This window comes from Enterococcus sp. AMC2644 (assembly GCF_058216475.1).
In genome coordinates, this window is record NZ_CM177095.1 from 1,181,068 (window position 1) to 1,195,353 (window position 14,286).

At 34.4% G+C, this 14,286-nt stretch carries 11 protein-coding genes; 3 read left to right on the forward strand and 8 right to left on the reverse strand.

Annotation, left to right across the window (positions count from 1 at the left end):
* Positions 1-9: 9 nt before the first annotated feature.
* The 3 genes from AC4BC5_RS05715 to AC4BC5_RS05725 form a co-directional block, all read right to left on the reverse strand.
* A complete protein-coding gene (locus AC4BC5_RS05715; RefSeq protein ID WP_490497179.1) occupies positions 10-1,311 on the reverse strand; it encodes a pyrimidine-nucleoside phosphorylase in 1,302 nt (433 codons plus the stop codon).
* A gap of 175 nt (positions 1,312-1,486) precedes the next feature.
* The gene (locus tag AC4BC5_RS05720; protein WP_490497180.1) at positions 1,487-2,506 is read right to left on the reverse strand and encodes a LacI family DNA-binding transcriptional regulator; all 1,020 of its coding nucleotides are present in this window, start codon (positions 2,504-2,506) and stop codon (positions 1,487-1,489) included.
* Positions 2,507-2,594: 88 nt separating this feature from the next.
* Positions 2,595-3,200: a class I SAM-dependent methyltransferase gene (locus AC4BC5_RS05725; RefSeq protein ID WP_490497181.1), complete on the reverse strand. Its 606-nt coding sequence runs from the start codon at positions 3,198-3,200 to the stop codon at positions 2,595-2,597.
* A 165-nt stretch (positions 3,201-3,365) separates the two neighbouring features.
* On the opposite strand from AC4BC5_RS05725, the gene coaA reads away from it, so the two are divergent.
* Positions 3,366-4,289, forward strand: a complete 924-nt coding sequence (gene coaA / locus AC4BC5_RS05730) for a type I pantothenate kinase (RefSeq protein ID WP_490497182.1) — start codon at positions 3,366-3,368, stop codon at positions 4,287-4,289.
* A 112-nt stretch (positions 4,290-4,401) separates the two neighbouring features.
* Complete coding sequence (gene guaA, locus AC4BC5_RS05735; protein WP_490497183.1) at positions 4,402-5,967, forward strand: glutamine-hydrolyzing GMP synthase; 1,566 nt, start codon at positions 4,402-4,404, stop codon at positions 5,965-5,967.
* A 256-nt stretch (positions 5,968-6,223) separates the two neighbouring features.
* Here guaA and AC4BC5_RS05740 read toward each other — a convergent pair whose 3' ends face one another.
* The 4 genes from AC4BC5_RS05740 to AC4BC5_RS05755 form a co-directional block, all read right to left on the reverse strand.
* On the reverse strand, positions 6,224-7,723 hold the full coding sequence (locus AC4BC5_RS05740) for a hypothetical protein (RefSeq protein ID WP_490497184.1): 1,500 nt from the start codon (positions 7,721-7,723) through the stop codon (positions 6,224-6,226).
* Positions 7,724-8,001: 278 nt separating this feature from the next.
* Positions 8,002-8,352: a hypothetical protein gene (locus AC4BC5_RS05745; protein ID WP_490497185.1), complete on the reverse strand. Its 351-nt coding sequence runs from the start codon at positions 8,350-8,352 to the stop codon at positions 8,002-8,004.
* A gap of 626 nt (positions 8,353-8,978) precedes the next feature.
* Positions 8,979-10,298: an IS1380 family transposase gene (locus AC4BC5_RS05750; RefSeq protein ID WP_003140845.1), complete on the reverse strand. Its 1,320-nt coding sequence runs from the start codon at positions 10,296-10,298 to the stop codon at positions 8,979-8,981.
* Positions 10,299-10,407: 109 nt separating this feature from the next.
* Entirely contained in the window at positions 10,408-12,171 is a 1,764-nt protein-coding gene (locus tag AC4BC5_RS05755) for an RNA-directed DNA polymerase (RefSeq protein WP_490497186.1), read from the reverse strand.
* Between the two features lie 276 nt (positions 12,172-12,447).
* Between AC4BC5_RS05755 and AC4BC5_RS05760 the strand changes: the two genes are divergently transcribed.
* The gene (locus AC4BC5_RS05760; RefSeq protein ID WP_490497187.1) at positions 12,448-13,584 is read left to right on the forward strand and encodes an RNA-directed DNA polymerase; all 1,137 of its coding nucleotides are present in this window, start codon (positions 12,448-12,450) and stop codon (positions 13,582-13,584) included.
* Positions 13,585-13,876: 292 nt separating this feature from the next.
* On the opposite strand, the gene AC4BC5_RS05765 is transcribed toward AC4BC5_RS05760, so the two are convergent.
* Positions 13,877-14,185 carry an MGMT family protein gene (locus tag AC4BC5_RS05765; protein ID WP_490497510.1) on the reverse strand — a complete coding sequence of 103 codons (309 nt, stop codon included), beginning with the start codon at positions 14,183-14,185 and terminating at the stop codon, positions 13,877-13,879.
* Between the last annotated feature and the right edge of the window lie 101 nt (positions 14,186-14,286).

Sequence of the window (14,286 nt, forward strand, 5' to 3'; positions counted from 1 at the left end):
TTACACGTCCTATTCTGTAATAATTTCATGAATTAACGGAGGTTCTGCTCCGGTCTCACCAATTTCAATGTATTGATCCAGTAATGCTTTTACTTCTTCAATCTCTTCTGTGTTGCTATAAATAGTTAACACCGCTTCGCCTTCTTGGATGGCTTCGCCTACCTTTTTATGGAGCTTTAAACCAACTGCATAATCAATTGAATCTTCTTTTGTACGACGACCTGCGCCTAACATCATTGCTGCAATTCCTAATTCATTGGCAACTAACTTCGTAACCACACCAGATTTCTTCGCTGGCAAAGGAATTTCATATCGTGCAGTTAGTAACCGTTCTGGTTCGTCAACAACGGTGGCATCGCCCCCTTGATTACGAATCATTTCTTTGAACTTCTCTAACGCAGCTCCTGAATTCAAAGCTTTTTCTAAGAGTTGACGAGCTTCTTCAAGCGTCTCAGCTTTTTTCGCCAAGACAACCATTTGGCTTCCTAAGGCATAACACATTTCTACTAAGTCTTCTGGACCATTTCCTTGCAATGTTTCGATAGCTTCTACCACTTCTAAACTGTTTCCAATGGCTTCTCCTAATGGTTGTGACATATCAGAAATAACAGCCATCGTTTGACGGTTAGCTAATTTCCCGATACGGACCATTGTATGAGCTAAGCGACGAGCGTCATCTAAATGCTTCATAAAAGCCCCATCACCAGTTGTCACGTCTAGGACAATCGCATCGGCTCCTGCCGCAATTTTTTTACTCATAATCGAACTCGCAATTAATGGAATCGAATTTACTGTTGCAGTAACGTCCCGTAAAGCATAGAGCTTTTTATCTGCGGGAGCTAGATTGCCAGATTGTCCAATAACCGCCACTTGGCTTTCGTTGACGAGTTCAATAAACCGTTCTTCTGACAACTCAATTTGGAATCCTGGAATGGCCTCTAACTTATCCAGTGTTCCTCCTGTGTAACCCAATCCACGTCCAGACATTTTTGCTACGGGCACACCTACGCTGGCAACAAGCGGTGCTAAAATCAAGGTGGTTGTATCGCCAACGCCACCTGTCGAATGCTTGTCTACTTTAATGCCCTCAATTGATGATAAATCAATCACTTCACCAGAATTTGCCATTGCTAAAGTCAACGCTGTAATCTCTTCATCTGTCATGTCCTCATAAAAAATCGCCATGAGTAAAGCACTCACTTGATAGTCAGGTATTCGATTCTCGGTATATTCAGTAACAATATATTGAATCTCTTTTTCTGACAATGTGCCCCCATCGCGTTTTTTTTCTATCAAATCCACCATTCGCATAGACTTGAACCTCACTTCCTGCATCTCATCTATTATACAATACTTTTCCATCAGGTAAAACACTTTAGTAAACTGTTTTACTTAACATTGGTATCTATTGTAAACCTTTTCAAAAACAAGAATACATGACAACAAATGAATTGTCAAACGTAAACTCAAGCCATTTCTTTTCTCTTTAGTTTACGTTTGTAACATTCTTCACGCTCTCACGAATTATTAATTTTGTGTCAAAAATTTTATTGGGGATTCGCCTTTCTGGAAACTCGATAGCATCCACTAAAAATTTGGCGGCAGTGAATCCAATATCAAAAGTTGGTTGCATCACTGTTGTCAATGGTGGTGTTGTGTAAGCAGACAATTTTAAACCATCAAAACCAACGACTGAAATATCCTCTGGTACTTTTTTCCCTATCTCATAAATTGCTTGATAACAACCGATAGCCATTGCGTCATTGCCACAAAAAATTGCGGTAATATCTCTGGCGTGCAATAATTCTTTTGCTGCTAAATAACCACCTGACACTGTCAATTCACCGTCGACTACCCAATGGCGTTTAAATATAATTCCTGCATCTTTGAGGGCATGTCGGTAGCCATTGTACCGTTCTTCTAGCTGATAATAGCCCGTCTTTTCTTTCAACAAACCGATATTACGATGACCTTGCGAAATTAAATAGTTAACTGCTTGATACGCACCTTCATATTCTTTAACAATCAAACGACCTGCTTCACGTTGATTAATCCCTCGATCAATCAAAATCATCGGCATCTTATTGTAAAAAGAGCTCTGCAAACCAAATCCTTCTGGTAATTGATTGGGTGTTGCCAGCAGAATTCCATCCACCGCCCGATGTGCTAGTTGTTTTAGAAGTTGTTTTTCTTTTTCCAAACTATGATGAGAATTACATAAAATCAACATATAGCCTAACGGATTCATGTAACTTTCAGCACCTTCAACAATTTTTGAAAAAAAGAAATCTGTAACATCTGGAACAATCATCCCGATTGTTTTTGAATGTCGCGTAATTAAATTCGAAGCAAAAAAGTCTGGTTTGTATTGATGCTCATTCACAATATCTAACACTTTTTTTCGTGTTGCATCACTAAAACGACTGCCTTTGTTATTTAAGATTTGTGATACAGTCGTCACCGAAACACCCGCCATTTCGGCAATTTGTCGAATCGTTAGCTTCATGTCCTGCTCCTCTCTTTCTTTATTCTCAAGCTCAGTTTAGCAAAATTTGCGAAAAAAAACGACAATCATCTGTGATTGTCGTCATTTTTTAGTCTTCTTTCACACTTTGAATTATATAATATCCTTTATCTTTTTTGATAATCGTGGCATTGCCAAAGGTATCTTCCATTTTTTTTTGGGCACTTGGCGCGCCTTGTTTTTTCTGAATCACAATCGTTAACGTCCCTCCTGTATGCAAACGAGGATAGGCTTCGGTTAAAATTTCATGAACAACTTGTTTTCCTGCGCGAATAGGTGGGTTACTTAAAATTGCCGCATAATTTTCGTGATGTAACTCTTCGTAAATATACGATGTATGAATGTCCACCGTCTCAATTAGGTTACGTGCGGCATTGCCTTTCGCCAAATCAACGGCACGTTCATTGACATCCACCATTTCTACTAAGCGACCGCTAGCATACGCTAAAGATAAACCAATCGGGCCATATCCACAGCCTAAATCTAAGATAGCACCTTCTGGCAATTCGTCCCATTCAAACGCATCAATCAACACACGGGAACCATAGTCGACCGTGTCTCGAGAAAAAACACCACTGTCGGTTACAAAATGAAATTTCTTCCCTTTTAACTCAAAATCCCACTCTTCAAAATCATGTGCGGTATCTGGTTTTTGGCTATAATAATGATTACTCATATCTTCCCTCTTTTATCGTCTATTTTCTTCCATCATACCGAAAAAAAAATCCTTGTAAACTATCTTTTCTTTTCTGTAAGAGAATTTTGTGTTTTTCACGACTTCTTCTGTAAGACCTTCTATTTTTATGTTACACTATTTTCGAGTGATTGAAGGGGGTTTCTGATGAAGGAACAGATGAATTACTATCAAATTCCTCGTGAAGAATGGCAAGGTTTTTACACAAGAGAACATATGCCCTTAACACAAGCGGAATTAGATAATATCAAAAGTTTAAATGACCGCATCTCCATGCAAGACGTAGAAGATGTCTACATTCCTTTATGTCATATGATTCATTTATACATGAAAGAGTATGAATCACTGACGTTTAGTAAAGGTCTTTTTTTACACCGTTATGTTAAAGTTCCACCGTTTATTATTGGTATTGCTGGAAGTGTTGCGGTAGGTAAAAGTACAACAGCACGTTTAGTACAAACATTACTAGCACGCTTGTTTCCACGCCACAACGTTCAATTGATCACGACAGATGGTTTTTTACATCCCAATCGTGTCTTATTAGAGCGCGGTTTAATGGAACGTAAAGGATTTCCTGAAAGCTATGACATGGAACGTTTGATTCAATTTTTAAATAGTGTGAAATCTGGAGAAGATAACCTTCAAATTCCTACTTACTCACATCAAGTCTATGATATTGTGGATGGTGAATTTGAAACCATTTCGCAACCTGATATTCTGATTGTCGAAGGAATTAATGTGTTACAATTACCCGCAAACCAACAAATTTATGTGAGTGATTTCTTTGATTTCTCTATTTTTGTGGATGCTGCACCCAAGTTGATTGAGTCCTGGTACCTAGAACGTTTTGAGTCACTCTTAGATACCGCTTTTCAAGATCCTACTAATTATTATTACAAGTTTGCGATTGGCGACCGTCAAGATGCCCTTGAAATGGCGCAGTCGGTTTGGAAAAATGTCAATCTAAAGAATTTAACTGAATATATCCTACCAACACGAAGTCGTGCGGATATTATTCTCCATAAAACAGCAAATCATGAGATTGACCAAGTTTTTTTAAGAAAATATTGAGAATCAATCCATTGTTTTTGCAAATTTCATACGCCTCATTTATCATGGAGGCAGTTCATTTTAGTTTGAAAATTTATTTTTCATAAATCAAATAGAATAGGGGTAATTTATTGTGACAAACGTTGACAACCTGCCAAACGTTGAAAAGATTATCGTGCTAGATTACGGTAGCCAGTATAACCAACTGATTACACGTCGTATTCGCGAATTCGGTGTCTTTTCTGAATTATTGAGCCATCGTATTACTGCTGAAGAAGTGAAAGCCATCAATCCGAAAGGAATCATTTTGTCAGGCGGACCAAATAGTGTCTATGATGACGGTTCTTTTGGTATTGACGAAGAAATTTTTGAGTTAGGGATTCCAGTTTTAGGTATTTGCTACGGAATGCAACTAATCACCTACAAACTCGGTGGTAAAGTTGAACCAGCAAAAAATAAAGAATACGGAAAAGCAGAATTAGAAATTACAGATAAAGCTGCTCAATTATTTGCAAGCACGCCTGAAAAACAAACCGTTTGGATGAGTCATGGTGACTTAGTAACACAAGCACCAGAAGGATTTGAAACAGTAGCAACAAGTAAAGATTGCCCAATCGCTTCAATCCAAAATAGCGAACGCCAAATGTATGGCGTGCAATTCCATCCAGAAGTACGTCATTCTGAATACGGAAATGATTTATTAAAACACTTTGCATTAGATGTTTGTCAATGTACAGGTGACTGGAGCATGGAAAACTTCATCGACATGAAAATTGAAGAAATTCGTCAAACTGTAGGCGAGAAAAAAGTATTGCTTGGTTTATCCGGCGGTGTTGATTCTTCTGTTGTTGGTGTGTTATTACAAAAAGCTATCGGTGATCAATTAACCTGTATCTTTGTGGATCATGGTCTATTGCGTAAAGGTGAAGCAGAACAAGTAATGGAAATGCTAGGCGGCAAATTTGGCCTAAACATCGTTAAAGTCGATGCACATGACCGCTTCTTATCAAAATTAGCTGGCGTTTCTGACCCAGAAGAAAAACGTAAAATCATCGGTAACGAATTTGTCTATGTCTTTGACGACGAAGCAACGAAAATTGCTAGCGATGGTAGTGTAGCATTCTTAGCACAAGGAACGTTATACACAGATATCATTGAATCTGGTACTGAAACAGCACAAACCATTAAATCTCATCATAACGTGGGTGGACTTCCAGAAGACATGCAATTTGCCTTAATCGAACCACTGGATACATTATTCAAAGATGAAGTTCGTGCATTAGGTACTGAACTAGGTATGCCAGACTCTATCGTATGGCGCCAACCGTTCCCAGGTCCTGGTTTAGGTATCCGTGTCTTAGGTGAAATTACGGAAGAAAAATTAGAAATCGTACGTGACTCGGACGCTATCTTGCGTGAAGAAATTGCTGCAGCTGGCTTAGACCGTGACATCTGGCAATATTTCACCGTCTTACCAGGTATCCGTTCAGTTGGTGTTATGGGCGATGGTCGTACGTATGACTACACAGTTGGTATCCGCGCTGTCACATCAATCGACGGCATGACAGCTGACTTCGCTCGTGTCCCTTGGGATGTCTTGCAAAAAATCTCTGTCCGCATCGTAAACGAAGTGGCACACGTTAACCGCATCGTGTATGATATTACGAGCAAACCACCTTCAACAGTGGAGTGGGAATAAAGAGCCAACATAATATGGATGGGGAATGCCTATAAATCAACATTCTTCAGTTGCTAAAGAGCTTGATTTTCATTAAAAATGATATGATTCCCTACCAAAATTTGGTAGGGATTTTTAATAAATATTATTTGGGTGAGCATAATTTTACGTGCTTATGAAAATCGTGGTGCTTCCCCAAGTCTCTTTTAATATCCAAAAATACAATAAAAAGACGACCTTTTTTTGTCGTCTTTTTCCCTTTACGGCTAGTTTTCAACTACAAAATATCAACAAGATATAACTCCCCCTGTTTAGTAAACTGGACTTTTGAAGGAAAAATTTTCATTCCCCTATTCGCCATCATTATGCAAGTAGATGCCCAATCGGCAAGATTTTTAGGAATTCGATAGCATATTACCTCATTGTTCTCAAGAACTGTTATGTTAGGAATCATTTTCTTGCTCATCCCAACTGCTAATACTTCAAAAATTTGGCTGTCTTTCTTCAAACTTAATTTTGGTTGCTTATTCTCATCAAAAAATATTTTCTGTCCACGACTACCTAGAAAAAATTCTTTATTTTCTTTGATTACTGGTGTTGGTTCAACTGGTAATCTAGACTGCATTTCAGCGAAATATTCTTGCAATCTCACTACCATTGATGAATTGAATTGCTCAGGTAGTAATAATTCTTGATTACTTGTTTCTAATTCCAGAACCGTTGAAAATTGAGAAATAAAATTGAGAAAAGTGACTAATGTCAATAAATCATCCGAATATATACCAGCATATGACTTGTACCATGCATTGTTTAGTTCCGATACTATAAAAGCTAATTTTCTGTATAACTTTAACTGTTCAATGGATAGCTTAAACCATCTTGGGGAAAGGATTTTTTTGTTTATCCCATCCTCTTCTGATATATAAGCTAATTCATTATGCAGCGATTTTAACAACTTATTTAGCAATCCAGCCAGCATATCAGCCCATCTGATCCCAAATGATTCCATAGAATCAATTTCTTCAACCTGTGAAATCCCCACATTTTGAGCAGCTAAAACTGTTTTATTTTCTTGACCTTCTTTATCTGTGTATAAAGAAAAATCAGTAATTGACTTCTCCTTCACATACTTTAAGAAACCCAAAAAAGCAATTCGATATTCCCAATCAATCTCAAAATTTTCTTTAAGATCATTCAACAATAATAAAATTTGTTCAAAGGCTTGATTTTCTTGCTTCTTTAGTTCAAGGTTGTTTCTATTAATTTCAATACGTTCTAAAAAAAAAGATTTTAATAGTTCTGTCAATTCTTTCGTGTTCTGATACATTCCTTTGATGACTCTTTGGGGTTTGTATAAAATGATAGCTTTGATAATAGAATACTTCATTGCTTCAATATTTTCGAACAGATTACTTTGATACTCTTGAAATAGTTGATTAACAACATACTCAATTTTACTTGTAACAGAAAAATAAAAAAAAGTGTTGCTATCAAATAATTCTAGATAGTCACTTATAAATTCGACATTATCAGAACTTAACGAGGCGAAGCCAAATTTAAGTTGCTTGTTACTTATTGTTGAACTCTTCAACTCCCCATTAGATTTTCTAAGTTGATACTTTTTTTCAAACGCAAGATATTTCCGTTCTTGCTCCTTCCTATCCGTCAACTTCCATCCAATAATCGCAGTTATGAAATTATCGTAATAGTTTTCTACGGTGATAGTTTTTTCGTTTATCTTTCTGCTGTGCTCAGATTCATCATAAAAAAAACTCATACTTTTCCAATTTTATTACACCTCACACTCTTCAAAATATAATTCCTTGTTATATCAACAGTTCCTTGTTCAACCAACCACTCTCACTACAAAGTGAGAATAAATAGATAACGTGTCTATGAATGAATATGCTGATAAATCAATATTTTTCAACTTATGAAACGCTTGATTTCCAATAAAAATGATAGGGTTCCTTTGCAAAATAAATTCCTACTGAGATGACACTTAGTAGAGAATTTTTTGTATTCGTATTTTTAGTAAAATCATCAAATATTTTCTTATCTCGCTCTAATATTTTCCAAACACAAGAGATACCCTGCAAAATCGCCCCAACGTTTTCTATCTTCTGATGAACCTAGTTTTTCTTTCCAACTAGTATCTAATTCTAATTGCTCACCTAACTTATGAAATGCCTTTAAATTAATCATAAAGGTATTATGATAGCTAGTTCTTAAATTCTCTTTCTCATTTTTCTTTTCACGTGAAAAATAATTCCAGTTAGTTCTCATATTAGAATAGACTATAGCTGAATCTATGACTTCTTTCCATAACTCATGTAAATATTCATCTTTGCATTCCAGTACATTAAAAATAGTATTGTAAATACCTACTGCTTCTTCGAAAGACATTGAATCTTTTTTTGTAAGTAGATGTTATAATCAAACATTCAATAATCCCCTTTTCAGTGTCGTACAATCATACATTTTCTTTAAACTACTTTAATAACGTATGCGAAAAAAGAAGTACTTCTCTAATAAGTAAGGGTAATACGATTACTAACTAGTACTCTGCCGTACTATTCAGTTTAGTGTTGGAACTCTTTTTCACAACTTTTCTTACAAAAGTACTTATATTTGTTTCCCATTCAAAGTAAGAATACTTTGTTACTTTATCCCACACATCTGTGTTACCACTAGAACAAGAAGTATACTCAGCCTTTAACCTTGTTAGTAGCTGATCTTTTTTTCTTGATTCAAAACCTGGATACTTCGAAAAGTCATTAAGGAAATAAAAATATTCTCCTTCTAAAATTACATGTTTAGACCCTTTAGTTCCTGAATAATTCATAGCTCTAAATTTAAGCTATTTTTTTGAACAAAGTGCCTATATTTAAATTAGGCAGATACATTCTTCCAAAATAATGTGTTTTCGAACAGGATATATACGGAAGAAGGCTATAATAAAAATTATTTGTCTATTTAAGGGCAGACTGATCCCTTGGAAAAATAGGTTAAAAATTTTTACGATAACTAGCCTAAATCCATTGCCTAGATCGCCGTAGGCGTTCAAAAACCTTATAAAATTCAGTTTGATACACATGATAACTCGACAGTTTGAGATAGACTTGTCTACCTGTTTTAACGAGTTTTCCGGCAACTTTAAGCAATGTCAATCGTATAGAATGAATCGTCATCCCCCGATTCACTTGTTCAAATCCAATGGTCTTTAAAAAATTGACGAGGTTGTAAGCCAGGACACTGATCATCATTCTGACATGATTTTCCAGGAAACGCGGACTATCTGTTTTGTCAAAATAAAAGCCTGATTTCGCTTCTTTGATGAAATTTTCCATTGTTCCACGCTTGCCGTAAAGAGAGAATATGACTTCAGGCGAGACATTATCGGATAGATTCGTCACAATGAATGCGTGGTGAAAAAGAAGCTCTCCTGCTTCACGGATTGATCGAATACAAACGCGACGGGGTTTTGACCAGGATTGTGCTTGATAAGGGAGTGAAAAATACTGTATTTCTCGGTCTTCCCATTTTTTATTATCCCCATAAAGAACAGAGTGTTCAGCTAACTGACTTAACCTCCGATTGCTCTTTAATCGGATAACGTACTGGCTTTCAGTTGCTTCACAAGATTCATACACCTCTGGTGTGGCGAAGCCGCTGTCACCCCGAACCAATATCTCGGTATGAGGTAACGTGCTCTTGTAGTGGTGTAACAGCGGGTCGATAAAGGCTTTTACCCCTTTAGACGTGTACTGATTGCCTGAACGCAGTTCAGCTTTTAGGAAATCTCCGGTCAATCCGTCAAATGCAACTAATGGGTGATAGCCGTAGGTTTGATAATGGGCATTATAATCTGTTTGTTCTTGGCGTCCAAAGGTATCCGAATGTGTGGAATCGACATCAATGATTAACTCGGTGTCATTGCGAATCAAACGCGCTTTATCAATCAGCGACTGATTTAATGCTTGGAGTTGATCCATGTTCTCCTCGGTGAAACGATCTAAAAACCGTGAGATTGACGATTGTGAGGCCAACTCTTTTTTACCGAGTACAGCTTGAAAGACTGGATCCTGTCTTAATAGATTAGCTGATGAGTCTGCCGAGTACCCAGCAATTAACTGCATAATGAGTTGTTCTAATATCGCTAAGTTATCATGTGTGAAGTAAACACGTTTGTCTTTAATATGGAGCCACTGTTTAGCTACGTGTGAAAAGTCGAAGGTATTCATCACCTCTTTAACTAAGACCAAACCCGAATCACTCGATAAGCGACCACCTGTATGTGAAATAGTCAAATTTGAATTGAATTTTACCTGGTTTTTGTGTAAGCTAGTCATGAGAAGAACTCCTTTCTTATGGTTGGTTTCGACACCTTTACCATATCAGAATGGGGTTCTTTTTGCATCACTTAACAGGTGAAAATGAAAAAGTAAATGAAGACTGCCGTTAGGCAGTTTCAGACGGTTTGAAGTCAAAGTATGAATTATTCAGGTTAGTTTTATAGTTATTAATTTTTTCATCGATTATCAACAGCAATTTAGCTCTTACAGTCTTAAATCTCAAATCTAAATTCTCTTGCTTTTCATCTAAAATATAATATGCAACTACACAACAAATAAAATATGAATTTTTGTAAAAAGATAATATTTTACATAAGAAAGCAGAGGATAATTTCTTATCTAACAATTTCATAAAAACGATTAAGTCATACATTTGCTCTATATTTTTGAAATTATTTTTCAATGTTCTATAGGCATGTTGAAAAATTTTCTCTTCTATAAAAACTAAATTTTCTATACTTCTTCTATACTTACTTATGGTATCTTCATTGTTATCCAATTGTAATTTACGCTCACAAGAATCTTTAAGTTCCTTAGCTTTGTTCAAAATTTTCACATAAATGGAAATCAAATAATTGGTGCTATTACTATTTATATCCAAAACGAAGATGTTCGATACTACTTCTAAGATATTACCTATTACGTAGTTATGGTTTCCATCATAAAAAATAGAAGCTCGTATAGATTTCAAAAAATAATTTACTACCTTTGACTTAGATTCATTGTTCTCAAGAATTAATTCTTCAATTCTGTTAAACATAAGATTCCACTGATTTCGACTACCTTTATAATTTGAGAATAGCGAAATGCCATCGTCTTTTTTTTCTTTTTTTAAATCATACGATAACTTTTTATCCTGATTAAACTGCTTAAGTATCAATTTTAAATCAAGAACTTGGCTATCGCTTATTCTAAATGGTTTTTCTTGCATTTGACTTTTGTCCACATTTAAATTCAGATTATATTTATTTAATTCCTCTTTCAAACATTTTTCTATAAATACAGCATCCTCTTTATTGTAAGCAAATAAAAAGTAATCATCCACATATCTGTATATAGAGTAATCTTTTTTATTTTTTAGTTTATTATTCCTTAATTTTATTTGTAAATCAACATCTATTCTGGTAAGTAATAGCTCAGCAATTACTCTAGAAAATTCTGGTCCTACAATCAAACCATGAGTTTCATTAAAATTAATTTTTTGAGAAATTGTATCACTTGCATTAGGGAAAATGTTATCAAATTTTTTTCCCATATAAGTCTTAGCGAGCGCTTTATCTCCGAAAATTGCCCAAGCTAAAGAATGGGTGTAAATACTGGGAAAACATCTCTGAATATCTAGTTTCAAGAAATACGAATATTTATATTTATCTCTATTAAATTTAGGAGAATTGTATAAATCTTTTATTCTAGTATATTTTCTATAAGAAAAATAATTATAAAATAATATTCTATCTTCTTCACTGGTTACAGAGATTTTATCTACAAAACTAAATTCTTCTTCTATTTTCCTTATTTCCTTAATTCTCAATTCTTGTTCCTTAATTTTAGGGATATTTCTTTTTATTGGGGAACGGACACTATATGGTGAGTTTTTACAAAAACTCGTTATTAGCTTTTCGTATTTTAAAATATAGTTAAACATTTGTAATTGAGCTACTGGGTGTACCAAACCAATTTTTCTTTCCTCTTTATTAGATTTTGGAATAAAGAAAAAATATGGCACAGTTATCTGTTTCAACATATTTTTTGCACTATCAGTTGAATCAATATTTTTTTTTGAAAAATTTATGTATACAGATTTATTTGAAAATAGTATAGGTATTTCTGCAGGTAAAACATCTGTTCTAAGAAATAACTCTTTTTTCATTTACCAAAGCCTCCTAATCTTAAATACATATTGAAAAAAAATATTTTTTAAGATACAATTTATTACATAATATCAATAATTAATATTATACTAGATTTCTTGTAGATCACAAACCGTAATCTACGATTCCAATTCTAATAAATTTAATTTACATGGCGATGCGGAATACACACACAAGGTTACTTCAATCTTTTTTGTAACCAAAAATATCTAATTTTAGATAACTCCTCATGATTAATTTCATGAGGAGAAGAAATCTAGTCTGGAGGCAACTACATGGTACGTATTCCAAAATTAAATAAAATAAATAATGGGAATCGCATTTTTTATAACCCAAATGCCGAACAAAAAAAAGAATACTATCAAATAAAAAAAGAGTTAGAGAGAAAATACTCTATACACTTATCGAATAGAGATTTCATTGTCAAGCAATTGATTTCTACTTTGACACACGGGGATTACAAAGATTATAAAATTCCTCCTATTAATTTAGTGGTTATTCGATCAGATATAAAAAATTTTTATCCATCTATTAACAAACACGAACTTTATAAAAAATTAAAGAAGGCCAATATTATTTCTCAATCTAGTTTCACTGTACTTCAGCCTATTTTTTTCTCAGGTTCAGTCTCAGGAATCCCACTAGGATTACCTTTCTCTTCAATTCTTTCTGAAATTTATTTGGAACGATTTGATGAGCATATAAATTCAGTTTTTAACCCTACTTTCTATTTTAGATATGTAGATGATATTATCATAATTAATTATGATTCCTTAAATGGAACTGATTATGACGGCATTAACAAAAAGCTTTCAACCATTTTCGAAAAGAATCATCTCGATATCAATAAGGAAAAGACTACAATAATTAATTTCAACGATTCATCAGATTTAAATTTCAGTTATCTAGGATACCATTTCAAAACAGTAAATAAAAAATTATCAATTAGTATTTCTAAAATCAAATTCAAAAAAATTATTGATAACATAAAACATTACTTCTATTTGTATAAAAAAAGTAATCAATCAAATCGTCAATTTTGGCTCCTTTACTATAGATTAATTAACATTATTTATGGAGTTACTTCAACAAATGAAGACAACAAAAAAATCAGGTTTGGTCTAGGATACTCTTATAGACTCATTAATGATGGTACGCAAATGCTGGAGTTGATCTCTATTATAAAAGGATTAATTCATTCATGTAACTTAAGTTCGAAAAAAAGATCGGCATTGTTTTTTATTTTATATACTGAACATAATCCTTTGGAAATTTTAAACAAAAGAATAGACTATACTAAGCTTACACTTAATCAACTAAATAAAATGAAGCTTCGTCTTGAATTAACAACCTCTAGTGATAATTTAAGTAGAATTTTTTTTAATTTATACAAACACACAAAGAAACACTAATTTTTGTGGCTCTTTAACAACTGGTGTTGGTAAAGAACCCTTATAACCATCCTCTTTTCAATCGTTAAACTGAATTAAGTAATCTGTATTAATTTAGTCTACCAATCAAAATACTTCACTGATAAAAACAGCATTGTTATATTTTCACAAAAAAGTGAACTTTTATAGTTACGACACATTCAATGACTATCATCAATTGAGTAATTTTATATGTAATAGTGAATTTCAAAGACTACATCGCTTTGAGCTAATAGTTACTAATCAGTTCTTGGTGTTGATGGGACACTATCCATCAACATTCCCATTGATATTTTTTCAAGTCCACATACCCTGTACTTTTCAAAAAAACACCCTCATTATGCAGCAACTCAGCTTGATCTGCCCATCCTGGAACCAATCGACCGGCATGATTCACTACCCGATGACAAGGGTACTTTCCATAATATTCAGCCATACTAAGAACTCTGCCAACGAGTCTCGCATTTTTATCTCTACCAATCAAACTGGCGATTTGCCCATAGGTAGCCACACAGCCCATAGGTATTTCTTCTACAGCAGATAAAACTTCATAAATCAACTCTTCATTCAAGACACGTTTCATAGACATGATTTTCTCCCTTTCTAGTACGCTAAGAAGTTGCTTCGCTGTTTGTTGCAGCAGCTATTTCTACAGATTGCACATTCTCTGAAACTTAAGCGTGT